Raw genomic sequence first — 25691 nt, 5'->3', positions numbered from 1 at the left:
ATGGCGTGCCCTAAATCAGACACTCAGGGGGCTTTCGGTCACACCGTCAGCCCCCAGGCCTACTGAGTCCTTAACCCGCTGCGTGCGCTTGTGCGCCATGCGGGCTCTTAGGCGGAACCCTGGGCGCTGGCCGTGATGACGAGACGTTCCCCCTTTTTCGTTCTCGTTTCTCGGAGTCCTCCATGCCCTTCGCCCTCTACCTGCTTGCCCTGGCTGTCTTCGCCATGGGCACATCTGAGTTCATGCTTGCTGGCCTCGTGCCAGACATCGCCGCCAGCGTCGGTATCTCGGTCGGAACCGCTGGGCTACTCACCTCTGCCTTTGCGGTTGGAATGATTCTCGGTGCGCCCGCCATGGCAGCTCTCACCCGTCGGTGGCCCGCCCGGAGCACCTTGCTCGGGTGTGTGGTAATTTTCGCTGCCTGTCACGTCATTGCCGCCACTGCCGAGACCTTCTCCGTGCTGTTCGCAACTCGTGTGGTGGCTGCGGTCGCCAACGCCGGTTTTCTGGCCGTCGCTCTCAGCACCGCGACCCGCCTCGTGGCCCCCAGCCGGAAAGGCCGCGCTCTTGCCATCCTCCTCTCGGGCACCACGATCGCCATGGTCGCCGGTGTTCCCGCGGGGGCTCTCCTGGGTACAGCGCTGGGATGGCGGGCCACGTTCTGGGCGGTCGCCTTCTTGTGCGTTCCTGCTGCAATCGGCATCCTCACCGGCGTCCGTCCACAGCCGAGAGACACGCAGAACGAAGCCGACGATGGCCCGACTCTCGCCGTCGAGTTGGCGCAGCTCTGCGTGCCCCGTCTATTCACGGCGATGCTGCTCGCTGCGCTGGTCAATGGCGGGACGTTCGCCGCGTTCACATTCCTCGCGCCGGTCGTGACCGGGACAGCGGGTCTGGGCCAGGTGTGGGTATCGGTGGCTCTGGTGCTGTTCGGTATCGGGTCCTTCATGGGAGTCAGCATTGCTGGGCGACTGTCTGACCAGTACCCGCGAATGGTCCTCGTTGTGGCCGCGCCGCTCTTGTTGGTCGGGTGGCTGTTGCTCGCGGTGCTTGCTGGGCATTCCGTGTCGCTGCTCGTCCTGGTGTTCCTGCTGGGAATGCTGGCATTTGCCGTGGGAAGCACCTTGATCGCTCGAGTGCTCTACGCAGCATCAAAAGCGCCCACTATGGGTGGTTCCTACGCGACCGCCGCTCTCAACATCGGGGCCGCTGCTGGTCCGGCGCTCGGAGCGGTATCGCTCGAGAGCTCGAGCAACCTTGGGCCCGTGTGGGCAGCGACCGCGCTGACCGCTCTCGCACTCCTCGTCATGCTGCCCACGCTGCGCATGATCGCCCCGCGGGTACGGAATGTGGAGGCTGACAAGTGACGCACGCCAATGCTCCGCTGAGCCTTGAAGGCCGACGCCGGCTCGTGAATCGGTGCCTGACCCGTCCAATCGCGCACGTAGCTGCCGAGATGGGCATCTCACGCGCGTGCGCTTCGAAGTGGGTCAACCGGTGGAGACAGCATGGCGAAGCCGGTCTCCACGACCGTGCCTCGACGCCCCACCACAGCCGTACCGCGACAGCAGCCTGGGTCATCCAACGGATCGATTTCTGGCGGCGCGAACACAAGTGGTCTGCCCAGCGCATCACCTACGAGCTCGCCGAGCTGGACGTCAGGATCAACCGGCGTACCGTCACCCGACACCTGAGGCGGCTCGGCCTTGGCCGACGCAGATTCATCGACCCCGGCGGCGATACCAATCGCAAGCCAGGGAAGATTACCGCCCGCTGGCCCGGTCATATGGTGCACCTCGATGTGAAGAAGGTCGGCCGAATCCCTGACGGCGGCGGCTGGCGCATTCATGGGCGCGACAGCGACCAGGCCAAGACCGCTGGTCGCGCGAAGTCAGCTGGGTCGAAGCGGGGTTACACGTACCTGCACTCCGCCATCGACGGATTCTCCCGACTCTCGTACACCGAGCCGCTAACCGACGAGAAGGGAACCACCGCGGCAGCGTTCCTCGCCCGAGCTAAGGCCTGGTTTGCCGCTCACGGGATCTCGCACATCCATCGCATCATCACCGACAACGGCGCGTGCTACCGCTCAGGCGACTTCGTGCGAATCGTCGGCAACCGCACGCGCCACCAGAAGACCAGGCCCTACACGCCCCGACACAACGGGAAGGTGGAGCGCTACCAGAGAATCCTGGCCGAAGAACTGCTGTACGCCCGAGAGTTCGAGAGTGAAGACGCCCGCGACACGGCGATCGGAATCTGGAACATCCACTACAACTACCACCGCCCCCACAGCGGAGTGGGCGGACATCCCCCAGCATCTCAGCTCCGTGCTGGCGTCACCAACGTCCTGCCCTCGTACACCTAGTTTGGTGCCGTTGATGATTGAGCCCGGAAGGATGTGAAGCGCCCTGAGTTTCGTTCCGAATTTCGGCAAGGAGACTCGGAACGAAGCCCAGGGTGCTTCAGGCGCTGAGTTCTGAGGGCCTGCTACCACCGCCACTTCTTGGGGTAAGCTAAGCGTCTTCCCTGGGCCTGCAAGGCTTCTGCCAGTTGGTTGGCCCGTTCACCGGTTACCCGTCCGTCTGGAGCGCTGGAGACGATCTTAAGGACGTCTTCGTCCCCGTAGATTTCCAATAGGGCCATGCACACTTTGCTCTCCGCAAGGATCTTCGCCCGACCTGGGCTGTCCTCGCCTGCGCCACTGGTTTCTGCGTTGAGGACCATGGTCTTGAGCGCGTGTTCGATCTGCTCTAGCTGGTACTGCTCAGAGCGCCGTTTCCGCTCGTGACGCTGAGTGAATATATAGGTCAGGGCAGCGCCGACCACTGCTACGAATACAGGAATCAGCGAACCCATCAAGAGCCTGCCTCAGTGGCGAGCGGCAGCGGTGGCTGTGGTCGGTCTGCTGTCTGTTGAGCACGTTCCTTGCGCGCTCGGTAGGTACGATGATTCACGGTTGCGATGTCCAGGCGGAAGTGCTTGGCCGTCTGCGGCCAGGAGTGCCCTCCGTCGTCGTGGAAGGTTCGGATGGCTTCGCGTTCAGCGGCCAATTCTTGAAGCCACTCAGTACGAGTGCGCGACGTGTGACGCGCAATGGTGGCTTTGCTGAGTCCGGGGCGCTGAGACGGTTCTCTGATGCTTCTGCCCTCGCGGTCGATCCGTTCGTATGTCATTTCAGCTCCTGAACGATCGGGACCGGTGCGCGTTCACGTGACCCCTGTGCGTGCATCAGTTCCCTCGTCGGTCAGCCCTTGGAGTTGCGGGGGTCTTTCGCCGGCGCGATCGTGTTCTTTTCCCGGATCTTGCCGTCAGTGCCATGGAGCTTCAGCTCTCCACCGCCGCTGCGCGCCATGAGATCTCGCGTCTCGTTGTAGGCCTCTTGCTGAGTGTCTGAGCTCACCGAAGCGCGGCTACCATCCTCGCGCTTGCCGACCCACTTATCACCCTGTTTGAAGACGTCGTAGTTCGCCACCATCATCACCCCTCTGTCGTTGTCAACAGCGTACTCGGCGACGATCGCCACCGGGCGTCCGTCAGAAATATCAGTGGCGTTTTCATCAACTATGACGACAGAGGCTTCCCTGGCACAGCATCACGCCGTCGCAGGGGGTCTGCTTTTCCTGCACTGGTTTGACCCTCGGCCAGCTGCTACTCCTGGACGGAGCACGAACAGCTAGCTCAGGTCGAGATTTTCGGAGAAGATCCCGCCGTGAAGCCCTTCGGCCCCGTTACGAAGCTCGCCGGGAGCCAGCTTCGTGATCGCTCATGAGTCTCACAAGACCAATGCAATGCCAGCGCCGATGATGGTGTTCGTGGGGTAGGGGTGGCGGTCAGGCGAATCCCTGGATCGTGACGACGCGTCGCTCAAAGACTCCTGTCCACCCGGCACGGCGGTATCGCATCTCGAGCTCGTGGTTGAGGGGCATCTGCAAAACCAGACCGTCTCCAGGGGCCAGCTGCACGGTGCTCCAACTGCTGTCATTCGACATCGCCCCGCCTCCGACGTCGGAGTCCAAACTGACACCGAAGGGCTCGCTTGCGAGTTCCGATGGGGTGAGGGACTTCCACGCCGGCCGCATGTTGGCGTAGGTGCTGATCCCCGTGTAGCGGACGTCGAGGATCTGCACCGTCAGGGGGGATTGGTTCCGCAGCACCCACGAGTCCGGGATCGGTTCCCCGCGAACATCACGCGCAGGCTTGTTTCGGGTGATCACCACGCCGCGGGGTAGGAGCAACCACAAGCCGATGCTCACGATGGCGGATGCCACCAGGCCGGTCACGAAGTTCTCGATCACTCGATCAGTTTCGCATCCGCATCCGACAAGCCAGGGTGGGATGCCTGGTACCTCACCGCGCGCCGATGTAACCAGTGCTCGGGAAGACCAGGTCGCGTGCCCGATGGAATTCGTCAGTCGATTGCCGGGATGCTCCTCATCGCGGCCATGGCGGCAGCGGCTGTCCCCTAGGCCGACGGTGAGCCTCCCGGTGAAGATGTGGCGTGCAGGGCTGCGTTTGGTGAAGTAGCTTCACCCGGGCGGCGTCCAGCCGCGCCGATGCCCAAGCAGCTGAGAATCACCACGGCCGCGAAAGCGATCGGCAGCCCCAGGCCCTCGGCAAGGAAACCGATCACGGTCGGGCCAGCCAGATAGGCGAAGTAGCCGAAAGCGCTGACTTGTGCGGTCATTGCAGCGGCGCGGTCTGGGTTGGAGCGGCTGGCACGGGAGACAGCCAGCGGGAAGACCGGGCCCAGCATCAGCCCGATCAGGCCGATCGCTACGACCATGACCAGGGGCTGGGCGATCAGGGTGCCTGTGATCACCAGGCTCACCACCACGAGGGCGACAGCGATCAGCACGGTACTTTCCGGGATGCGGTTGAGCACTGCGTCGCCGGCGGAGCGAGAGACGAACATGGCGAGGCTGAACAAGGTCAGCGCGGTGGCTCCCAGCGGGGCCGGTGCCTGGAGGTCACGGGTGATCAGCAGCGCAGACCAGTCGGTGATCAGCCCCTCGACGAGCAACCCGGAAACTGCCAGAGCGGCGATCGCCAGCGGCAGGGTGAACAGCCGCGTGCGCTGGGTGGCCGGGGCTTTCTCGGTGGTGCGCTCAGCGCGGTCCCAGGGCTGAGTCCACAGCACGGGGACGCACACCAGAGCGAGGATCACCAGTACCGCAGCGACGGTGAGGAAGTGCTCAGTGACGCTGATGCGAAAGTGCGTGGCGACGACTCCGCCGCCGGCCCCGGCGAGCACACCGAAACTGTAGCCGCCGTGCAGCCGTGACAGCAGCCGGTGACCCGTGTGCTGCTGGTAGGCGATTCCAGCCGTGTTCATTGCGATGTCCAGGACGCCGCTGGCGGCCCCGAGGACGATGAGCACCCCGGCCAGCTGCCAGAGACTGCCGGTCGTGCCGATCAGCGGAAGCGCCGCGCCGAAGATCGCAGCGGTCACGACGCAGACCGGCCCGGATCTGAGGTGATCGAGCAGCCGCGCGGTGAGCAGCAGAGCGGGAACGGAGCCGGCGGCGATACCGAAGAGGGCGATGCCCAGTTCGCTGTCGCTGAGGCCCAGGAGGTCTTTGACCTCGGGGATGCGCGGTGCCCAGCTGGAGAGGACGGTCCAGTTGATGAAGAAAACGGTCCAGAGACGGACAGAGCTAAAGCGATGGCATGGCGAATGCAAGGCGACCCTCAGGCCGCCCTGACGAACATGATTCGCCTGTCCCCCGGACGGTCAGGAGAGGCGCTGCAACGCTGTGTCGCATCATCAACGTAGCAACCACCGGACCGGGTTCACAGGGCCCCGGTACCTGCCAAGAACATCCCGCCCCCCCCCCCCCGCGATGACGCGGCTTGACCTGGACGGCAGTCCTGCCGCTGCTGAACGTCACGTTGACGGCGTTTCTTCTAGCATCTTCTCCATGAGCGGTGTGCCGGTCACTGATCCATAGCTTCCATCTTCGACGAAGACTGCCACCGCGAGATCACCGTGCGAGGCGATGACCCACGAGTGGGTTTTCGGCGGGTTCTCCGTCCCGTATTCCGCGGTGCCGGTCTTACCCATCGCGGTATCCGGGTCCAAAGCTCGCAAGTCCCCGAGATGCCCGTCAGTGACGACGGCTCGCGTCATGTCTTGCAGATCCTCAGCCTCGCCCTGCGTCAACGGCTGCTCAGGTCCGGGAGGGGTCGAACCTTCATCTCCCGGCTCTGACTCCTGGTTGACCAGCGACGGGGATACGAGCTCCCCTTCGGCCACAGAAGCAGCCATGACAGCCATGACCAGAGGCGAGACCAAGGTGCGACCTTGCCCGATCATGGCCGCCGCGTGCTGGGTCGTCGGTTCATCATCCGGGATGCTGCCCTCAAAGGCGGGCACGCCCAGATGCAGCGGCTGACCGACCCCCAAGGCCTGCGCGGCATCGGCAAGCTGCGCCTGATCCACGGCCTCGTACTGCGAGATGAAGCTCGTGTTGCACGACTGGGCCACCGATTCCCGCAGCGGTATCTCACCCAGGGACCCCTCGGGGTAGGTAGGAGCATTGGAGAACTCTGCGCCGTCGACTGTGATCCGGGACGGGCAATCGATACGAGTATCCGGGGTCGCGCCATCGCGCAACAGAGCGAGGGAGGCGGCCACCTTGAAGGTGGAGCCGGGCGCGTACTGGCCGAGCAGAGCCGTTGAATAGCCCTCGCTGTCGGGACCGTTCGCAGCGGCAAGCACCTCGCCGCTGGAGGGGCGGATGGCGACGATGGCCGACGGGGATTCGACGTCCGAGAGAGCCTCCTCGGCCCGCAGCTGCAGCTGCGGGTCAAGTGTCACGGAGAGGTCCTCACCGTCCCGCGGTGTGTGCTCCACGAGCGTCTCGGCGGTCTGCGGGCGGGCGGTTCCGTCGGCATTGAGGGAGACGCTCTCGACGACCACGCCGCCTTGCCCGCGCAGGGTGTCGTCGTGCGCTTCCTGCAGGCCCCCGCGCCCGACCTGATCCGCTGCCGTCAGAGTTCCACCGGACGCGTCGATGTCCCCCTGATCGGCCGGTCCGACCGATCCAAGAATGTCGCGGGCGAACTGCGAGGTCGGCGGCAGAGGCATCTCGTCGTCACGGACCAGCAACCCGGGGATCCGCTGCATCTGCTCGTTGTCCAATGCTCGGAAATCGCTCTCCCGCAGGGTGATGGCCTCGACGAAGGCCTCGTCGCCTGCCGCCGCCACGGTCTGGGCATAGGAGTCAGCGTCGATGTCGACGGCCGCAGCGAGATCTCGGGCGGCGTCCTCCTCCTGATCATCAGGAATTTGAGACCGGTCCAGTCCTACCCGGTGCACGGGGCGTTCGGTGACGATGGGGGCACCGCCCGCTCCGGTGATGTCCCCGCGGGAGGCAGGCACGGTCGAGAGCCTGAGCTGCTCGTCCGCCTCCAGGGAGGGCTCCACGACGGATCGCTCCCATTGGACGGCCCATTGCTCGCCGGTGGGCACCAGGAGCGCCGAGGTCTCGTAGGTCCAGTCTTCATCGGTGGCCGGCAGATCCCAGCGCCACCCCAGGGTCGCGGTCCGGGAACCGTCTTCCGACTCCTCGGAGAGGCCCTCGACAGTTACTTCGGCGGGTGAGATGCCCCCCATGCCGCTCAGAGCCTCGGCGCGATCCTCCTCGACGGACGAGGCGTCCAGGGCCTGATCATCAGCTGCAGCCACCGGCAGCCCCGAGACATCCCCGACGTGAAGAGCTTGCGCCAGCGACTCGGCCGTGTCTCGGGCTCGGTCATTCGAGGCCCCGGGACCACTGCACCCAGCCAAGATCAACCCGGTGCTGACCAGGCATGCGGTGAGACGCAGGCCTGCGGGCCCACGGGCCGGGCGGGGCCCGCCCATTGAGCGACGGTGAACGGGCATCTCGGACATGGCTCTCCTCTGCTGAAACGAGGCTGCCTGAACGGGTCGCCTCCGGTGGCTTGCAGGCTATGATCGGCCTTCTAGATATGTCCAATACCTCGAGATACGGAAGACCATATGTCAGCGGATATGCCATTAGGTCAGGGAACAAGCAGAGGCGGCCGCCGCAGCTCGAACCCCGTGCGACTGGCCGCCTACTTCCTGACAGTCGCCGAGGAAGGGCATGTCGGGCGGGCAGCAGACCGACTCGGGATCGCCCAACCGCCGCTCTCCCAGTCATTGCGCCGCTTCGAGGAACTGCTCGGTGTGCAGTTACTCGCGCGTCATCCCAAGGGGGTCACCCTTACTGCCGCTGGTCGGAGGGCAGTGCCCGCGGCAAGGGCCCTGGTGGAGGCCGAGACAGCGCTGCGCTCCTCTATTGCTGAGCCGATGGAGCGTGACCGTCCTGTCATTTCTGTGGCCCCTGAGGTTCCGGACGAATGGGTCCTGCGCTGGGCCTCCTCGAGAGATTTGACAGTGCGCCGCAGCCCATCGCAGCAGGCGATCCAGGACCTGGCAGAGGTCGACGGCGGCGACAGCCGCCAAGCCGCCGTTCACTTGGCGGTGGTGGTCGCGCCGTCGGTCATCGGAGCACACGAGCCTGGCCCCATTGTCGCGACGCCTCAGCGTCTCATCTGCGCCGACCGGCATCTGCCCATGACAGCGGACGGATGCAGCAGTCGACCCCTCGATCCCGCCGGCCTGCGTCGCCTACTGGCTCTGCCCATAGCTTCCGCCCCGCGGCGTTGGCAGCCCTCCGCCTATGACCTCCTGGCGGACGAGCTGCGTTCGGCAGGGTCTCGGGCGCACCCTCTCGTAGTTGAGATTCCCGATCGCACAGCAGGGCTGGCGGAAACCGTCTCGGGGCGGGCATTCATGCTCAGCGCATCTGCCGATACGCCACCCGGCGTATCGGCGCTGACTCTGCCGGCAGGGTGTCTTCCGCTGCGGCTGCGCGTCGTCATCGCGGCCGGAGGAGGCGGAATCGACCGGGGATTGCTGCAGGACGCCGCGCGTGAGATCACCTCCGACCTTCAAGGAATGGCATGAAGTCAACGCTGACCCATGATGTCGTCGCCGCGGTTGAAGCGATCTTCGCAGACGCAGGAATAGAGGGGGCTGTCTGCGCAAAGGTCCTGGGTCGTCCGGAAGTCGTCGAGGTGAGGGTCGATGCCGACCGCATCTATCCGACGGCGTCGTTGTACAAGTTGCCACTGATCATCGCCTTCGTCCGGGCCTGCGAGGAAGGTCTCGTGGACCCACGGGAGCAGGTGCGGCTCGAGCCGTCGCAGCGCACACGGGGTGGGACCGGGCTGTCTGTGCTGTTGGACCCGGTCACCATGAGCTGGCGGGACTTAGCCCGGATGGCAGTGACCGTCAGTGACAATGCCGCCGGGGACGCGCTGCTGCATCTGCTCGGGGAAGCCGACATCGGCGCGATGCTCAGTACGTTGGGTGCCGAATGCACAAATGTCCGTGGAGGGGCTGCCCTGACCCTCGATCTGCTCGCCGAGCAGCACGGCCATGAGGTGGTGAAGCCAGCTGACATCAACATCGGCCAGGATTCTCATGCGCTCGATCCGAAGCGCGTCAGCAGCACGACCCCCGCGGACATGGTTCGTCTCGTGGAACAGGTCTGGATGGACCAGGCGGCCTCCGCGCCTGGGTGCGCTTTCGTGCGAGAGGTGCTGTCCCAGCAGGTATGGGCTCACCGTTTCGCCGGCGCGTTCTCCTATCCAGGAGTCTCCATCGCCGCCAAGACGGGCAGCCTTGGCCCCCTGCGCCACGAGGCGGGCGCAGTGCAGCACCGCGATGAACCCCCTGTCATCCTGTGCGTCATGACGCGCGCGGCCCGTCGCGACCCGTCGCTGCCCCGGGCGGATGCAGCTGTCGGAGCCGCAGCCCGCGAGCTCGTCCAGTTCCTGCGTCAGTTCCTCTGAGTCCCGAACCGTCTGGAAATGTCACCGTCCTCGCCCGGACTCAGCCGGGCAGATGAACCGGCTGGAAGGAGGAACCGGTGAACTCTGAAAAACCCTGGTGGGACTGATGCGCGATCAGGTGTCAGCTGGGGTTAGGCCGCCAGGCTGACGGTCGGGTTCATGATGGTCTCGTATTCGATGGGGGTCAATCGACCCAGACGGGCCTGCCGGCGGCGTCGATGGTAGGTCCGCTCGATCCAGGTGGTGATCGCGATCCGCAGCTCGTCGCGGGTCCGCCACCGCTTGCGGTCCAGGACGTTCTTCTGCAGCAGGGCGAAGAAGGACTCCATCGCGGCGTTGTCCCCGGCAGCACCGACTTTGCCCATCGATCCGATGAGGTGATGGCGGTTCAGGGCGTGCACGAAGCTCCGCGCTCGAAACTGACCAGGTGTGGGTCACTGACATTACCGAGCATCCCACTCGAGAGGGCAATGTCTACTGCGCCGCGGTCCTGGATGCCTGCAGTCGCAAGATCATCGGCTGGGCCATCGACTCTAAGCAGGACTCCACCCTGGTGGTGAACGCCCTGGACATGGCCATCCGAGCACGCCAACCGGCCCCCGGAGGGGTCGTGCATGCAGACCATGGAGTGCAGTTCACCTCGTGGGTCTTCACCCAGAAGATCCGCTCCGCGGGCCTGTTGCCCTCGTTCGGCACCGTCGGCGATGGCCTCGACAATGCGATGATGGAATCGTTCTGGTCGAGCATGCAGATCGAACTGCTCAACCGGAAGAAGTGGAAGACCCGGGTCGAGCTCGCGAACGCGATCTTCGAGTACATCGAGGTGTTCTACAACCGTCGCCGCCGACACTCCTCCCTCGAGTACGCGACACCCCACGACTACGACCTCGCCCGCACCCCGCGGACACTCACCACTACCGGAAGCAAGCGACCAAGAGTGGAAACCAGACCATAGGTCAGGTCAGAGTGTCACCTATCCGTGCAGCAGACCCTCGCGGCATCCGCCGAGACGGCATTACTCAGCCTCTAACAAACCCGGGGCGATTCATGGCGGCGAGCTGCTGCTCGCCGCCACGTAGGGGATGGGGTGGGATGTCAGTCGACGGGGCTGACGCGGATGAGGTTGCCGTCTGGGTCGGCGATCACGAAGGTGCGGCCGAACACGTCGTCGTGGGGCTCCTCGACCACCCGGATGCCCTTGGCGACCCACTGCTGATAGACCTCGTCGATGGCGTCGCCCCCGCCAGGCAGCATCAGTCCGAGCTCGCTGGTGCGCGGCGTCTCCAGGGTGGTGTGTTCGTTGTGGCCGGTCCAGATCGCGAACAGGACGCCGGGCGCGACCTCGAAAGCGACATAGCGGGGGCTGGTGAAGGTGGGCTCGATGTCGAACAGGTCGCTGTAGAACGAGGTAGAACGCTGAGCGTCGGTCACGTAGGTCAGGAACAGGTTGGGTGCCGTCATGGCGGGCCTCCAAGGGTTGGGCTGGCGTGTAAACGTCCCCCAGCACATCGCCGATACACGACAGTTCCTGTCATATTTTTTGTGAGAATGAGGACATGAAGGCTTCTCGTCTGCTGTCGATCGTCCTGCTGCTCCAAGTGCACGGACGGATGACCACCCAGCAGCTCGCTGACCGCTTTGAGGTGTCTACCCGGACGGTCCTGCGCGACGTTGAAGCCCTGTCCGCTGCCGGTGTCCCAGTCCATGCAGAACGCGGCCGTCATGGCGCGATCGTGCTCGACGCGCGTTCCCGTCTGGACCTGTCACGGCTCGATCCCTCCGAGCTGCAGCTCCTCGCGGCAGTCGGCCTCTGCCCCGACCAGCTCGCACAGATCGGCCTGGGAGAGGTAGGTGAACACGCCCGCGCCAAGCTCACGGCAGCCACCCGTCGCTGGGGCACAGGCGAACCGCCTCTGACCGATGTCCTATTGATCGACCCTGCCGGATGGTTCACGCCTGCCACGACCCGGGACCTGTCGAGTTTGCTGGCTGCGGCCCGGCAGGGCCGCCGGCTCGTCGTCACCTACCGCCACAGCGGACACGCCACTGCCGACACCTACCAGGTCGACCCCTACGGACTGGTCAGCAAGCAGGCCGCCTGGTATCTGGTTGGTGACGTGGACGGCACGCCGCGTATGTTCAACACCAATCGCCTGGTGACACACAAGGCTATGGACGAACCGGCCGTGTTGCGGCCCGGCCAGCCCTTGGAGAAAGTCTGGGATCAGTTGGTCGGCACGTTCACCACCGACGCGAGCGTGGAGATTAACGCTCACCTGCGGGCCAACCGGCTGGACCTCGCCGCCAGGATCCTGGGGAGCCGTCTGGTCGACGTGTCCAATCCCGTCGACGAGTGGCTCACCATCACCGTGGCCTATCCCGACATCGAGTCGGTTCGCCAGCTCCTCCAATTCGGGGACCACATCAAAGTCCTCGACCCACCTGAAGCCGTGCAGCGCGTCCATGACCTCGCCCACCAACTGATGCAAGCTCACAACCCGGCAGGCTCAATCAACGTCTCCGGTCATTACACCTAGGACTGCTCCTCCATCTGCCGCTCGTAGGCGGCCTCCTGGCGTGCCCTCTCCAGCGAGGCCTGCGGCACCCGATGGCTGGAGTGCTCGAGCTCGTAGACCCGGCGCTGGATCGGCGTCATCCCGCCCCAGATCCCGAAGCGCTCGGTCGCAGCCAGCGCCGTGTCGAGACACTGCTGGCGCACCGGGCAGCTCACGCACAGCTTCTTGGCCTTCACGGTCGAGGCCCCGCCGGCGTAGAACAGGTCCGGATCAGCGCTGGTGCAGGCTGCCTGTTCGCGCCACGACTCAGTGAGGCTCGTCTGCAGGGGCCGCACCTGCTCGGTGATCCAGCGGCTCATGGCAGATCACGCTGCCAGGGCGCAGCAGTCCTTTCCGAAGACTGGACGCACAGTCCGCCATGACGAGCCAGCGCTTCGCCGATGTCCTGGCTGTCAAGCACGCGATCCTTCAGCAGCTGATCGATGAGCTCCTCGATGGCCTCCGACGGCACACGATCCAGCATGTTCGCCGCATCGACCTGAGCTCGATCCAGCAGCAGCGGGCCCAGCAGATTCGTGGGTTCGCCCTCGAGCAGACGCAGTCGTCGCTGGTTGCTGATCAGCTGATCCAGCTTCTCCTCCGAAGCCGTCAGCCAGGACGGTCCGTCGCGCAGATCCCAGCGGAAGTCGTAATCCAGGTGAGCTCGCTGTCGCCGATCATGGCGGCCCTCGACTGCACGATGTGCCTGCATCTGGCGGACCATGGCCTCGATGCCGGCCATGCACACCATCCGGTCATCGTGCTCAGACACCAGCAGGGGCACGAAGTGATCCCCGCGGCTGGCCGGATCACCCGGGATGATCGAGGCTGTGACCCTCGCACCCTGATCCGCCAGCAGATCCAACATCTCGATGCGCTGGCCGACCCGACCCTGCTGCCAGCTGATCATCGACTGGCCGATCAGATCAGCAGCCACAAGACGATCGGCAGCACGGTCAGTGCCCTCTCCGGCGTCGCCGATCTTCTCCTTCCGGGCTCGTGCATCATGCGCCCGGCGCAGGCACCAGCGCACGGTCGTGATCGCGGCTCCGATGATCATCGACAGCAGCAGCAGATTCAGCACAAACTCCACGGGCAGGGTGCTGAAGAGGCTCTGCGGCGGTCCGCCGACGATGGCCGCGAACAGCATCAGCAGCAGCACGCCTGCGCCGCTGTAGAGCAGCCCGAGGAACAGACCCTCCACGGCCGCGCTGCTGGCCTGCAGCATCAGCGTGATCAGGTGCGCGCTCACCTTGCCGAGTCGGCGCAGGCGGCGGTGGCGCATCGGCCACGAGCGCTGGCTGCGATGATCCGGCTCGCGCTCGGGATCATCGCGGACCGGGATCACCACGTGTCCGGCCTGCTGCTCAGGAGTCGTCACGGCCGTGCTCATCGCGCGGCCTCCGCGATCTGAGCCTGCTCGGCGGCCGGGACCTCGGCGTCGCCCTCGCTGGAGGACATGAGCAGGTTCAGCTCGGCGACACGGGCGGCCAGGTAGAGGCCCTCGCGGTTCAGATGCCGGGAGTAGCTGCTGTCCAGGTAGAGCACCGGCACGTCGCCGGCCACCGCGTGCAGAGCGGGGTAGAGCTGCTCCTTGAGCGGTCCCGAGCCGCCGCCGTAGACGTAGACCACCTCGGTGGCAGCCCCAGCCTGGGCGAGCACGTTCTGGAACATGCCGGCGATCTCCTGGACCAGGTACTCGGCCTCGTCTGCGACGAAACCGGCAGCCCGGGAGTGCCGCCCGCGCTGGAAGGCCGAGGGAACCGTCTGCAGGAAGTCGGCCAGCTGCTTGCGCGAGGAGAACTGCAGAGACGAATCGCTCTCCACCATCCGGTCCATGCCGTTGGACAGGGCCGTGCCGTAGCCGGACTCGAGCGTGTCGGAGGCCTCGGCGTTGAAGGCCCCGTCGGTGAAGACCGGGAAGTTCACGGTCCCTTCTCCGACGTCGACGCCGACCGTGTTGCGCACGGCCACGAGATCCTGGGCCGTCACACCCTCGACCAGCTGCGGGTCGCGGCTGCGCAGATCCTCCAGCAGGGCAGCCGCCAGGGTCTCGCCCTTGTCCGAGATCGCGTACTGAGCCGATGCGCCCTCAGCCACCACCTGCACGTCCAGGAAGCGCAGACGCACCGCGACCGGCGTCGAGAAGTTCTTCACGGTCACGATGTGCGTGGCCGGCTCCCCGGGCTGACCCATGAACTGCGCGGCGAAGCCATGGCGCTTGGCCACGAACTCGGAGATCGGCAGCGCGAGCCCGGCGCGCACATCCACCGTCAGCTCGTGATCGGGCAGCTCATCGTGGACCGACACGTAGTCGCGCACGGCCTTGGCGGCGAAGACGCCGAGCACCAGCACTGCCGACAGCTCCTGATCGGCCTTCGAGTGACGGCCCAGCACCTCGAACTCGGTGAACTTGGAGCCGCGCACGGACAGGGCCGCCCGACCGAAGATCCGGCGATCCGAAGCAGTCACCAGCGGCGTGACCATCGAGCAGTCGAGGACGTTGTAGAAATCCCCGCCGGTGATCTCTGCCGCCTTGGAATCCGGCACCGGAACCTTCGGCGTGGAGCGCGACGTGCTGATCACACCGGAGGGCAGATCGATGTCATCGATGGTATCCAGCTCGGTATTGCGGATCACGCCCTTCACATATCCGTTGCCGACGTCGATGCCGCCGGTGAGGCTGATGCGATCGTGCTTGTTCATGGTTCTCGTCCCGCTTTCATGATGAAGAATGGAAATGCTGCCCGCTCTGCTCAGGAGTATGAGAGAGCATCTAATTCAGTGATCTCGATCTAACGCCGCGTCGAGCGCATGATCTCGTTCATGTCGACCTGTCGAGGCACCGGTGCCTCTGCGCTGTCGCCATCCGCCGACGAGACGGTCTGCGGCACACTGCCGGCGGCCGATCCGGCGTCATCGGACTGCGGATCCGAGGCGCGGCGCTTGATCGTGGAGACCCGCCGCGGCTGCACCGGCTCAGCCTCAGGCTCGAGCTGCGCAGGCTGCTCTGTCTCATCCGGCTCGTCGAGCAGCGCAGGCTCCTGAGCCTGCGCTGCATCGATCGGCAGATCCCGGCTGGGCGCGACCGCCGGCGTCGGGGCCGCAGGCGGTCGACCCTGCCGCGGCTTCTGGTCCACCGGGCGGTTGTAGACGTCCGTGTAGCCCTCGCGCTCGATCGACTCCCGGACCAGCACACGCAGCGACGCCGGGACGTCCTCCTGAGCCTTCACCCAGGCCTGCGTGGAGACATCGGCGGCCGAAACCGTCCAGCGCAGTCGCCGCGGCTCGTACACCTCCTCTGTCTCGACGACCGATGCAGCTGCAGAGGCATCGCGAGTGCTCATGCGCCGGACACCTCATCCTCGTCTTCACGAGTCGCCTCGCGACTCTTCTTCTCCGAGGCCGCGTCCGCGATCACCCGGGCGTAGAACGAGGTCTTGCCCGCGCGCTTCCCGGCGAGCTGACGCTGATGCTGAGCATGTTCCATGGAGGCAGCCCTCCTTCCTGTCAGGTCGATGGCATGCCGTGCTTGTGTCCGCCATCGACTCGAGAAACCCTGTCGAGAGACAGTCTATGGCCTTTCGGTGGCCTCGACAAGACCTTTCAAAGTCCTCTCGGAGGCCACTCGAAGTCCACACACGGTGCTGAGGACTTTCATCGGCCTCGGCGAGACCAGCTGGAGGTCTCCTAGAGGCCACCGGAAGTCCCCTCCGGCTCTCTCCGGCTGCGGGGGACTTTCATCGGCCTCCCAGTGGCCTCGGCGCGACCGTTCAAAGGCCGTTTTGGTGCCTGAAGACCCCTCGAGAAGCTCATCCAGCCCGGCCAGAGGACCCTGAGGACTTTCACTGGCCCTGCAGTGGTCATTGCTGGCCAATGGGAGGCCACTATCTGGTCTCATCGAGGCCAGTCGAAGGCCGATGAAAGTCCTGCCGAAGGCCTTCAGAAGGCCTCTCTTCAGAGCTGCTGCACGGCGGTGAAACAGGGCGGGCTCGCAGCTCGAGGTGGGAGGCCGCAGGGTGCGATCCACGGACGGGACCGGGCCTCGAGAACGCAGTTGGCGATGCGGCTCCGGCAGGGCGCTCAGCCAGTCCGCGCAGTCACACGCAGCCGTGCCGCTGGCGCGCCCCGTCTGCTTGAGGTGCACCCACCTCGAGCTGCGAGCTGGTGGAGGCAGATGCTGCCGGCACCGGAGGAGCACTGGGGCAGTGCCGGTGCATCACCGGGGCAGTGCGGGGCGCGCCAGCTGGCTGGTCGTCGCAGAGAGCTGGAGATCGGGCCCGGGAAAACAGCCAGAGATGCCCGTCGCAGGAACTGCAGGGGCCTTACGGGCCCAGCGTGACTTGGCGCACAGGAGAGGAGCCTGGAGGCAACCACTCGCCCAAAGAGGCTCCTCTCCTGTGCACCAAGCACCAGAGGCAAGGTCTGCCGGTGCTTGACCAGCCAGCCGGCGCTGGGGGTTGCACCTCGTGAACAAAGCCGGAGACTGATCAGTCTCACGCACGGACGACCCAGAGTTATCCACAGCCTGCACCGGCTCCGCCGGGATGTTCAGGACGTCCTGCAGGCGGTGCTCTGCCGACGGCAGCGACTCAGCCAGAAGAGCAGGATCCACCGGCTCCGGAACTGATGCTCACCACGAGCCGCACAACCGGCAGAGACACCCGTACGGATGAGCGCTCGTGCCTCGCTGGAGCATCAACAGGCCACCCGTACGCCTGTATCAGGCACACAGAGCAGACCGTACGCCTAACAAGCTGCTGACCAGGCGAAACGAACCGACCCGTACGCCCTACGGGCAGAGAGAGACACCCGTACGGGTCGAGGGTGTACGGATCGTTTCCCCTGATGTTTCAGGCCTCCGCTGACGCTCCGGCGCTGAAACAGAGAAGGAGCGGCAAGGGGAGAGAAAGGGCATAAGGGAACCTGATCACACGGTGCTGCGCACCCGGGCTGCGCCCGGCCCCTCGCTTCGCTTCGGGACGTGTGAGTCGGCATAGCCGACGGGTTCCTACCCTCGCTGGCGCTCGGTTGATCCCTCCGGTCGCTGGCGCTCCCTGCGGGCCTATGCCCATCGCTGCGCTCAGAGAGGATGACCCACCTCGGGCTCTCGCGGCATGTATCCACAAGTGGATTCGCCGCCAGGAGAGCGAGGCCCGAGGTGATGAGCCTGTGCGGCGCACGTGGATGCCCGGGATCTGCCGCTGGCGCGGCACCGGTGTCCCACGTGCGTCGCTCAGGCTCCGGGAGTGTGAGGCCGCCGCCGGCGGCGACAGCTCGAGCGCACCGCGGGCGGTGCATGCAGCGCAGAGCTCGAGCTGCCAAGGAGACAGCGATCCTGCCGTCGGCAGGAATGGCCAGCGCAGGCTGGCTCGAGAGCAGTGATGTGTCGATGAGAAGAGAGCATCGAGTCCAGAGTCATCAGTTCGGCTCGGGCTCGGTGATCCTGCTGTGCTGCGATCGACTGTCACATCGACTGCCGCGAGCTGTCTCGATGTGACATTCCGTGCGGCTTCGATGACCGGCCCGTCCTCCACGGATCAGCTTCGGCCGAACTGGGACGAGCCCTGCGATGAAGTCGTTGATCCTCTCGTTCTGAGCTGACCGGCGGTCGCGATCACAGGGCAGATCCGCCCTGTCGGCCATGTGCTGGATCGAGCCGGAGAGCGGCTCGCGTCACCACCGAAACTTTTCGTGAAACGTTTCCAGAAACTTTGCGCACAACGTTGTGCTGAGACTTCTCGACCCCATGACACCTACTGCAGAAGGAGGCTCGGACCCATGAGCCAGGCATCTCACGTCCTGATGGTCACTGGATCCCGCGACTGGGACAGCCAAGCAGCAGTGACCGATACGATCTCGGCCCTGTTCGACGAGTGGCTGGCCGGTCCGGTGCCGGTCACGATCCCGGTGCTGATCTCCGGTGCCTGCCCGACCGGCGCTGATCAGCTCGCCGAGCAGGTCTGGTCGCAGCCGCGCTTCCCGATCCACCGCATGCCGGCCGACTGGGACGCCCACGGTCGTCGTGCCGGGTTCGTGCGCAACCAGGAGATGGTCGACCAGGCCGTCATCGCCCGGGACGCCGGCGCGGTCGTGAATGTGATCGCCTTCGCGGATCTGTGCAAGAAGCCGGACTGCCCGCAGGCGGCCCAGCAGGATCTGCGCGAGACAGACCACTGGACACCCGGGCACTTCTCGCACGGAACGATGCACGCTCGTCGTGCGGCTCTGGACGCAGGTCTGGACGTGCGCACGATCGTGCATCCGACCCTGCCGCCGTTCTGAGCATGAGCCAGCCCCGAGTCGCTGTGCGTGGTGCACTCGACTCGGGGCTGTGTCGTGTCGGATCAGAGCTGGATGGGTCGGGCCTCAGACCTGGGGGAGTCCGCCGTGCTCCTGCTTGTAGGCGGCGTAGATGTGCTTGGGGATCACACCGCGGTCGGCGATCTCGAAACCCTCGTCCTTGGCCCACTGGCGCACGATGTCGCGCTGCTCGGGCGTCGTGTCCGGCACGAAGCGCTTCGGGTTCGGGCGAGGCCCGGCCTTGCGCGCGATCTCGAGATACGAGTTCAGAGCCTGGATCAGCTGATCCCGCTCTTCCGGAGTGAGGTCGACTTCGTACCACGTGCCTTCCAGGCCGAAGGTCACAGTCGAGGCGTTCGTGCTGCCACTGAGGTCGGATTCTACGATCTGTCGGATAGCCATGGGCCACAAAGTAATCCATTCCGGCTGAGAGGTCACCCATATATGCACTCGAGTCGTGCCTTATGGCAGCTCTGAAGGCCAGCCGGATCCTCTATTCCTGCAGAATCCGCAGATCTATCAGTCGGTACTGCTAGAATAGCACTAATAAACAAGGACACCCGAAACGCTGTCCACTCAACTGCCCACTTGCAGGAGTTCCACTCATGACTCTCATGGCCTCTGACGAGGATCGCGTGTTCGATTCCGTCCCCTTAGACAACGACCCCACGGTCGATCTCTTCGCCCTGCTGCGCCAGCGTCGCGGCTGGACCGACGAGTACCTCGCCCAGATCGAGGACCCCTCCCACGAGCCCCTCAAGGACCTCGAGCCGATGATCGAGTGCCTGGACCAGATCCGGGCGAAGGGTCTGCAGATCACCATCGCGCCGGACTTCGACATGGATGGCATCGCCTCGGGCGTGCTCGGCTATGCCGGTCTCAGCGAGCTCGGCTTCGACGTGAACCTGCAGATCCCCGACTACCGCCGCGGCCACGAGCTCACGCGCGCCGACATCGAGGAGATCGATCGCCTCTTCCCGGACACCGACGTGCTGCTGACCTGCGACAGCGGCGTGAACTCCTACGCCGGTCTGCATGCTGCACGCACCCGGGGCTGGATCACCCTGGTCACGGATCACCACCAGGAGCTGGAGCCGGGCTGCCCGGCCGACATCACCGTGGATCCCTGCCGGCTGGATGAGACCTACGCCCATCCCGGGATCTGCGGGGCCGCCGTGCTGCATCAGGTCCTGGAGGCCTACGCGGCCCGGTTCGCGCCCGAGAAGAAGTGGCAGATCCGGATGCTGTCGCTGTTCGCCGGGCTCGGCACGGTCTCGGATGTGATGCCGCTGCTCTACGAGAACCGTCAGCTCGTGCGCAACGCAGTCTCGATCGCCCGTCTGCTACGAGCTCCCGCCCCGCGCACGAAGCGCGATGCGTGGAACCAGCTCGTCCCGGACTATGACCTGATGGATCCCCGCCAGGCCACGATGATCCAGCTGATGCCGGCCTCGGACCTGCACCCGGTCTACCGTCGTGCCTTCCTCGGATTCGCCACGCTGCTCAAGGCCTTCGCTCAGGCGGACAAGCTGCGCGCGGACACCGAGCTGACCGAGGAGTTCTTCGGCTTCTACCTGGCTCCGGCGATGAACAGCCCGCGGCGGATCGAGACAGACATCGCGCCCTGCTTCGAGATCTTCACCTCCAAGACGATCGACGAGATGCACGCCGCGGCCCAGACGGTCATCGAGTATTCAGCGATCCGCAAGCAGCGCACCGGCGAGTACCTCGAGCAGATGCTCGACGATGAGAAGGCCCACGCGCAGCCGCTGGCCCCGTGGGTCTGGTTCTCGCCGGCTCCCACGGGCATGCAGGGTCTGCTGGCCAACCAGATCATGCACCGCACCGGTCTGCCGGCCGTGGTCATGTCGGCTCCGGGCAGCGCCTCGGCTCCGATCGGCGGTTCGGCCCGGGCCCCGCAGTGGTTCCCGGTGATCGACGTGCTGGCCCCGGTGATGGGCATGCACGCCGTGGGCCACCAGCAGGCCTGCGGTGTGAAGCTGCAGCGCGCGGATCTGCTGCCCGAACTGGTCGATGCCCTGCGTGAGAACGCTGCTCTGGCCTCGGCTGCCGCGCAGCAGACGCAGACTCGAGCGGCTGATCTGCGCATCGGTGTCAGCCACGACTGCGACACGGATCTGGAGGACGTCGAGGCGATGCAGACTTTCATCCGTCGCATCGCCTCGATGAAGCCCTTCGGGCACCGCTTCGAGGCCCCCAGCGTCGAGCTCGTCGTGTCGACGAACCATCTGGCCCTGCGCCGGATCGGCTCGGAGTCCCAGCATCTGCAGATGATCACCGCCGGCGGAATGAAGCTGCTGTGGTGGAATGCCGCCGAGCAGCACTACGAGGCGCTGCGCCAGGTGATCGATGCCGGCCACCGGTTCCGGACCCTGCGCTTCACGGCGGCCCTGCAGCTCAACGAGTTCCGCGGCGTCGAGCGGGTGCAGGCCGTGATCCAGGATCGCCTCGAGGATGACTACCTGTGAGCCCCGCCGATCAGTCGTCTGTGCTCTCTCGTACCTGGTGGGCGCTGTATGTGCCGCTAGGCACGCTGCTGGGCTACTGCGTCGTCGCGATCCTGGCGCTGAGCCTGGGCCTGTCGCCGGTGTGGGCCACGATCGTCACCGGAGTGATCGCCGCGGCCTGCGTGCTGGTGCTGCGTGCTCGCAAGCCGCCGCTGTTCGATCCTGCAGCACGCGCTGGGGGAGAGGTTGCAGCTCGCGGGCGGCTTCCCCGGAACATGTGGCTGCCGATGATCCTCGCGCTGGGACTGGCCTTCCTGGCAGGCCAGGTCCTGGGGGTGCTCGTGCTGACCAGCACCGGCGGTGCTGGCTTCGAGCACTCTGTGGCGGATCGCGAGGCCGGCGGAGTGCTGCCGGCACTGCTGCTCTCTCTGCTGATCGCCCCGGTCGCCGAGGAGGCTCTGATGCGCGGGCTGGTCTACCCGCTGCTGCGTCGTCGGCTCTCGATCGTGGTCTCCGTGATCCTGACGCTGGCCACCTTCGCGGTCATGCACATGAACGCGGTGCAGATGCTGGCGGTGGCCCCGCTGTCGGTGCTGCTGTGCTGGATCTACGAGCGCACGAACTCGCTGGCTGCCTGCATGGCCGGGCACTTCCTGTTCAACGTCGCGGCTCTGACGGTGCCTGCAGGACTGATCGGTGCGCTGACCAACCCGGTGGTCGGCGTCGTGCTGACCGTGCTGTTCATCTGCGCCATGGTGCTGCTGCGGCAAGTGGACTGGCACTGCGCCCACGAGCGCGAGATCGAGCACAGCTGAAATGTCCCGCGGTCGCGGATTCAGCGAAGATCTCCTGGCCTGGGACGCCGGCGCTGCAAGGCGCAGGCGTCCCAGGCCATCGTGCGTCGGTGACCGGGCATCCCGGTCACGGGGTCGGTCTTGAAGGGATCGGCGAACGGGCAAGCCGTTCATCTCGTATGATCCCCAGAAGTCGATGACGCTGATCTGTTCGCCGAAGGAGGTGCGCTCGTCATGACCATCATTTCTCCCTGCCGCTACAACTCTGCCGGCCAGCTGCTCGTGCCGCGGCGCGCTGATATCGATGCGGCTGCTGATCGTGCTCTGGATGAGGCCATCTTCGAGGACACCAGCCACGCGACCTTCGACCGCGGGTTCTACCACCGCTTCGTCATCGATGTGATCGATGCGAGCCCGGACGCAGCCCGTGATCGCCTGGACGCCAAGCTCGAGCGCTTCATCGACATGGGCAGCTCCAAGGGCCGCTACCGTGCGATCCGCCGTACGCCCAGCACGGGCACCGTCGGGCGCGATCGCCGGATCAAGATGTCCTACACGCTCATCTACGCGATCGAGTGATTCCTGCACTGCGCCTGCGCAGTGCCTCCCGCGTCGAGAGCCTTCTCGACGCGGCCCACATTCCCGGATCCGCCTGAGTGCGGGTCCAGCGCACGCAGCCTATGACGGGTGAGCGTGCGCTGCCGATCTGAAATGCGAGAAGCCGGAGAGCAGGACCCCTTCCCACGGGGGTTCAAGCTCTCCGGCTTCTCAGTTTCGCATTCCAAAGCGACAACGTACAGGTGACGACAGCGGACTGGCTCAACCACCTGGGAAAAACAATAGCACACACGAGAACGTGCGCAAGGACTATCAGAGAGGAACTTCTGATCCGTTCCTCGATCTCTTGTTCGCGCGTCGAGCGATTAAGTCGACAGACCTGTCGCAGTTGCTCTCGACTGCCGAGGTGTACCAGCAGTGGTGGTACAGCGGTACAGGACCCGAGAAAGGCCTTCTGACTAGGCACGACAGGTTGTCGAGAGGACGGCCCGACGAGAAGCTGTACCACCTGCCGATCGCGTCGCGGTACGACATCGTACCTGGTCAGAGCGCGATTGCAGCAGATGTACCACCTGTACCACCAAATCCCGACATTTTTATATGGCCACATGCGTGCATGAGGCAAGGAGGGTGTACCGCCCATATATAACTTCAGATTAGGTGGTACAAGTGGTACAAGCCCCCATAAAGCCCTTCTGACTAGGGGCGATGCCCGTACCATGTACGATCGGGAAGTGGTACAGGGCCCCCTCCTCATCGGCCCCATTCCCTGGCTGACCAGGCACGACGTGTGTACCACCACTGGTGGTACACCTGCCTCGGTCCGGGCTGATCCGCCGACTGCCGACCTGCAGCCTGCGTCCTGAGCTGACCATCCGCTCGAGTCCTCGCTGTCCTGTCTCCAGGTCCTCTCGACGTCCTGCCGGCTGACGCCGGCCGCGGGTGCGCCCTCGACATGCCGACTCGCGCTTCCCGCCTCAGGTGCCCTGTGCCGCACTGCCTCTTGTGCATGATGCGCGACTGACGAGGCCGTCACGGACTCGACAGCCTTGTGCGAGAGGCCTCTCGTGAAGTAGAGTCATTCCACATTCCATTCGATTACGAGACGGAAACGGCCTTCCCACTGCCAGGCTGCTTCGGTCTTCGCGACATCGTGAAAGAGACAGCCCATGGCTTCCGACGACCCCGTTTACAGCGACGACCTCGACCCCTTCGACGGCCCGGACTCCGATGAGCCGGACACGGATCTCACGACTGCAGCCGGCCCCGGCTCCGTGATCGATCCCGGGCTCGAAGCATCCCAGGAGCTCGAGAAGCACTTCAGCTCCAGCACTCAGGCCTCCATCGATGCCGTCGTGCGCCGAGCGACAGACGCCTACCTCTCGCGCCTGGATCCGCAGCGCGCGCCGGACGCTGAGATCATCGAGCAGCGACTGCTCAATCTGGTCAACACGGTCATCGACCGGGACAACCGCACCAAGACCTCGAGCAACGCCGAGAAGCAGTCGAGACTGCGAGCCCTGTGGCCCTGGCAGATCGCCCAGATCATGCTCACGCTGCACCGGATCATCCGCGTCGCGCCCTCGGACAAGGACACCGATCGCGAGTACGACCTGCTGGCCATGTACCAGCCCGAGGGACCCTCGGCCGGCACCTACACCTCCAGTGAGGACGACCTGCGCACCTGTGCTCGTCGCTACTCCACGCGCCTGTCGCTCAACGACTTCAAGGAGGTCACGGCCGTGCTGCGCGAGGACGCCCCACGTGTCACCCAGTGCCGGCACCGTGACCTGATCGCCGTGAACAACGGGATCTTCCACTACGGCACCGAGGACGCCGAGCTCGAGATCGACGGCACCATCCAGACCTTTCAGGCCAAGTCGCTGCACCCGTTCGACCCGCGCATCGTCTTCCTGACCAAGTGCCACATCGACTACGTGGCCGATGCGGTCTGCCCGATGATCACCCATCCGCAGGACGGCACGGTCTGGGACATCGAGTCATGGATCCAGGACCTCTCGGATCATGAGGGCGTCCCGGAGCTGCTCTGGGAGATCATCGGCGCGATCATCCGACCGCGCGTGCGCTGGGGCAAGACCGCCTGGTTCTACTCCGAGGTCGGCAACAACGGCAAGGGCACCCTGTGCGCCCTGATGCGCAACCTCTGCGGGCCCCGGGCTCACACCTCGATCCCGCTGTCGGACTTCGGCAAGGACTTCGCGCTCGAGCCGCTGGTGCGGGCCTCGGCGATCATCGTCGACGAGAACGACGTCGGCACCTACATCGACAAGGCCGCGAACCTGAAGGCGATCGTCACCAACGACGTCATCCAGATCAACCGCAAGCACCGGATGCCGATCGCCCACCAGTTCTTCGGGCTGATGGTCCAGTGCCTCAACGAGCACCCGCGCGTGAAGGACAAGTCCGAGTCGTTCTACCGCCGGCAGCTCTTCGTGCCCTTCGACAAGTCCTTCACCGGCCACGAGCGCCGCTACATCAAGAACGACTACCTGATGCGCACCGAGGTCCTCGAGTACGTGCTCTGGTACTGCCTGCATCGAGCCGGTGCTGAGACCCCGGGCAGCTACTACGAGTTCTCCGAGCCGAAGGCCACCCTCGACGAGCTGAACGAGTACAAGAAGTCCAACGACCCGGTGCGCGCCTTCTGGGAGGACTTCCGCGAGGAGTACGTCTGGGACCTACTGCCCTTCACGTTCCTCTACGACCACTACAAGGCCTGGATGGCGCGGCACTACCCGGCCGGCATCGTGCTGGCGGACCGGACCTTCATCAAGGATCTGCTCTCGGCCGTGCGCAAGGACTCGATGTGGGGCTGCCCGGACCGCTCTCGCAAGATCCGTCCCGGTCAGATGATGAGTGCGCCCGAGCACCTGATCCACCACTACTCGCTGACCGCGTGGATGAACCCGCACTACCGCGGCACCAACCTCGACAAGATCTGCCAGCCCGCGCTGCAGACCAGCTACCGCGGCCTGGTGCGCACCGCCTCGGCCTACGGCGTCGCTGCCGGGCTCGATCAGGACGATCCCGATGCGACCGGTGCTGATCCCGATGACACGGATGCCTGAGGCATCGCCCGGCGAGGCCGGGCCGGGTGCTGTCTCGATTTGGCGGGTCTGGCTGTC

The 25691-nt window shown here is 65.3% G+C and carries 22 protein-coding genes and 2 pseudogenes; 11 read left to right on the top strand and 13 right to left on the bottom strand.

The window, feature by feature from the left end; all coding sequences use genetic code 11:
- The first annotated feature begins 182 nt into the window (after nucleotides 1–182).
- Together RF645_RS01735 and RF645_RS01730 are read left to right on the top strand one after the other, a co-directional pair.
- Nucleotides 183–1367: a Cmx/CmrA family chloramphenicol efflux MFS transporter gene (locus RF645_RS01735; protein WP_040560896.1), complete on the top strand. Its 1185-nt coding sequence runs from the start codon at nucleotides 183–185 to the stop codon at nucleotides 1365–1367.
- Nucleotides 1364–2368, top strand: coding sequence for an IS481 family transposase (locus tag RF645_RS01730; protein ID WP_058871155.1), 1005 nt, complete (start codon nucleotides 1364–1366; stop codon nucleotides 2366–2368). The genes RF645_RS01735 and RF645_RS01730 overlap by 4 nt, the downstream gene beginning before the upstream one ends.
- Nucleotides 2369–2490: 122 nt before the next feature.
- Here the strand turns inward: RF645_RS01730 and RF645_RS01725 are convergent, their stop codons facing one another.
- The 5 genes from RF645_RS01725 to RF645_RS01705 form a co-directional block, all read right to left on the bottom strand.
- The gene (locus RF645_RS01725; protein WP_368818489.1) at nucleotides 2491–2859 is read right to left on the bottom strand and encodes a hypothetical protein; all 369 of its coding nucleotides are present in this window, start codon (nucleotides 2857–2859) and stop codon (nucleotides 2491–2493) included.
- Between the two features lie 388 nt (nucleotides 2860–3247).
- Nucleotides 3248–3526: a DUF2188 domain-containing protein gene (locus tag RF645_RS01720; RefSeq protein ID WP_201023872.1), complete on the bottom strand. Its 279-nt coding sequence runs from the start codon at nucleotides 3524–3526 to the stop codon at nucleotides 3248–3250.
- 307 nt (nucleotides 3527–3833) lie between these two features.
- Nucleotides 3834–4298: a hypothetical protein gene (locus tag RF645_RS01715; RefSeq protein WP_058871151.1), complete on the bottom strand. Its 465-nt coding sequence runs from the start codon at nucleotides 4296–4298 to the stop codon at nucleotides 3834–3836.
- Nucleotides 4299–4465: 167 nt separating this feature from the next.
- The gene (locus tag RF645_RS01710) at nucleotides 4466–5683 is read right to left on the bottom strand and encodes an MFS transporter (protein ID WP_368818488.1); all 1218 of its coding nucleotides are present in this window, start codon (nucleotides 5681–5683) and stop codon (nucleotides 4466–4468) included.
- Nucleotides 5684–5887: 204 nt separating this feature from the next.
- Nucleotides 5888–7897, bottom strand: coding sequence for a penicillin-binding transpeptidase domain-containing protein (locus tag RF645_RS01705; protein ID WP_368818487.1), 2010 nt, complete (start codon nucleotides 7895–7897; stop codon nucleotides 5888–5890).
- Nucleotides 7898–8068: 171 nt separating this feature from the next.
- Between RF645_RS01705 and RF645_RS01700 the strand changes: the two genes are divergently transcribed.
- Both RF645_RS01700 and RF645_RS01695 read left to right on the top strand, forming a co-directional pair.
- Entirely contained in the window at nucleotides 8069–8977 is a 909-nt protein-coding gene (locus tag RF645_RS01700) for a LysR family transcriptional regulator (RefSeq protein WP_368818486.1), read from the top strand.
- The gene (locus RF645_RS01695; RefSeq protein WP_368818485.1) at nucleotides 8974–9867 is read left to right on the top strand and encodes a serine hydrolase; all 894 of its coding nucleotides are present in this window, start codon (nucleotides 8974–8976) and stop codon (nucleotides 9865–9867) included. Before RF645_RS01700 ends, RF645_RS01695 begins: the two co-directional genes overlap by 4 nt.
- A 131-nt stretch (nucleotides 9868–9998) precedes the next feature.
- Here RF645_RS01695 and RF645_RS01690 read toward each other — a convergent pair.
- Nucleotides 9999–10289: pseudogene (locus RF645_RS01690) on the bottom strand (integrase core domain-containing protein); the annotation flags it as partial.
- Between RF645_RS01690 and RF645_RS01685 the strand changes: the two are divergent.
- Nucleotides 10289–10822 (top strand): annotated as a pseudogene (locus RF645_RS01685) (IS3 family transposase); the annotation flags it as partial. The pseudogenes RF645_RS01690 and RF645_RS01685 overlap by 1 nt on opposite strands.
- A gap of 140 nt (nucleotides 10823–10962) precedes the next feature.
- Here RF645_RS01685 and RF645_RS01680 read toward each other — a convergent pair.
- A complete protein-coding gene (locus tag RF645_RS01680) occupies nucleotides 10963–11328 on the bottom strand; it encodes a VOC family protein (protein ID WP_058871146.1) in 366 nt (121 codons plus the stop codon).
- Nucleotides 11329–11423: 95 nt separating this feature from the next.
- Here RF645_RS01680 and RF645_RS01675 point away from each other — a divergent pair, with 95 nt between their 5' ends.
- Entirely contained in the window at nucleotides 11424–12404 is a 981-nt protein-coding gene (locus tag RF645_RS01675; protein ID WP_368818484.1) for a helix-turn-helix transcriptional regulator, read from the top strand.
- Here RF645_RS01675 and RF645_RS01670 read toward each other — a convergent pair.
- From RF645_RS01670 to RF645_RS01650, 5 genes are all read right to left on the bottom strand, one after another.
- Nucleotides 12401–12742, bottom strand: coding sequence for a WhiB family transcriptional regulator (locus tag RF645_RS01670; protein ID WP_082676901.1), 342 nt, complete (start codon nucleotides 12740–12742; stop codon nucleotides 12401–12403). The genes RF645_RS01675 and RF645_RS01670 overlap by 4 nt on opposite strands.
- Nucleotides 12739–13803, bottom strand: a complete 1065-nt coding sequence (locus RF645_RS01665) for a hypothetical protein (protein ID WP_368818483.1) — start codon at nucleotides 13801–13803, stop codon at nucleotides 12739–12741. The genes RF645_RS01670 and RF645_RS01665 overlap by 4 nt, the downstream gene beginning before the upstream one ends.
- 8 nt (nucleotides 13804–13811) lie before the next feature.
- Nucleotides 13812–15128 (bottom strand): hypothetical protein, encoded by a 1317-nt coding sequence (locus tag RF645_RS01660; RefSeq protein WP_368818482.1) that lies wholly within the window; start codon nucleotides 15126–15128, stop codon nucleotides 13812–13814.
- A gap of 89 nt (nucleotides 15129–15217) precedes the next feature.
- Nucleotides 15218–15769 carry a hypothetical protein gene (locus RF645_RS01655; protein ID WP_368818481.1) on the bottom strand — a complete coding sequence of 184 codons (552 nt, stop codon included), beginning with the start codon at nucleotides 15767–15769 and terminating at the stop codon, nucleotides 15218–15220.
- Nucleotides 15766–15912, bottom strand: coding sequence for a hypothetical protein (locus RF645_RS01650; protein ID WP_368818480.1), 147 nt, complete (start codon nucleotides 15910–15912; stop codon nucleotides 15766–15768). Before RF645_RS01650 ends, RF645_RS01655 begins: the two co-directional genes overlap by 4 nt.
- A 2291-nt stretch (nucleotides 15913–18203) precedes the next feature.
- Here RF645_RS01650 and RF645_RS01645 point away from each other — a divergent pair.
- Nucleotides 18204–18707, top strand: a complete 504-nt coding sequence (locus RF645_RS01645; protein WP_368818479.1) for an SLOG family protein — start codon at nucleotides 18204–18206, stop codon at nucleotides 18705–18707.
- Nucleotides 18708–18791: 84 nt separating this feature from the next.
- Here RF645_RS01645 and RF645_RS01640 read toward each other — a convergent pair whose 3' ends face one another.
- Nucleotides 18792–19127 carry an Lsr2 family protein gene (locus tag RF645_RS01640; RefSeq protein ID WP_082676900.1) on the bottom strand — a complete coding sequence of 112 codons (336 nt, stop codon included), beginning with the start codon at nucleotides 19125–19127 and terminating at the stop codon, nucleotides 18792–18794.
- Between the two features lie 203 nt (nucleotides 19128–19330).
- Between RF645_RS01640 and RF645_RS01635 the strand changes: the two genes are divergently transcribed.
- The 4 genes from RF645_RS01635 to RF645_RS01620 all read left to right on the top strand — a co-directional run bounded on the left by RF645_RS01635 (nucleotide 19331) and on the right by RF645_RS01620 (nucleotide 25634).
- Complete coding sequence (locus RF645_RS01635; RefSeq protein ID WP_368818478.1) at nucleotides 19331–21214, top strand: DHH family phosphoesterase; 1884 nt, start codon at nucleotides 19331–19333, stop codon at nucleotides 21212–21214.
- Nucleotides 21211–22008, top strand: coding sequence for a type II CAAX endopeptidase family protein (locus tag RF645_RS01630; protein ID WP_350871193.1), 798 nt, complete (start codon nucleotides 21211–21213; stop codon nucleotides 22006–22008). The genes RF645_RS01635 and RF645_RS01630 overlap by 4 nt, the downstream gene beginning before the upstream one ends.
- Before the next feature lie 213 nt (nucleotides 22009–22221).
- Nucleotides 22222–22566, top strand: coding sequence for a hypothetical protein (locus RF645_RS01625; protein ID WP_058871138.1), 345 nt, complete (start codon nucleotides 22222–22224; stop codon nucleotides 22564–22566).
- A 1148-nt stretch (nucleotides 22567–23714) separates the two neighbouring features.
- Nucleotides 23715–25634 (top strand): phage/plasmid primase, P4 family, encoded by a 1920-nt coding sequence (locus RF645_RS01620; protein ID WP_368818477.1) that lies wholly within the window; start codon nucleotides 23715–23717, stop codon nucleotides 25632–25634.
- Nucleotides 25635–25691 lie beyond the last annotated feature (57 nt).

The organism is Kocuria sp. CPCC 205260, assembly GCF_040981045.1.
GTDB classification, from domain to species: Bacteria; Actinomycetota; Actinomycetes; order Actinomycetales; family Micrococcaceae; genus Kocuria; species Kocuria palustris.
This window is presented reverse-complemented; position numbering and strand designations above follow the sequence as displayed.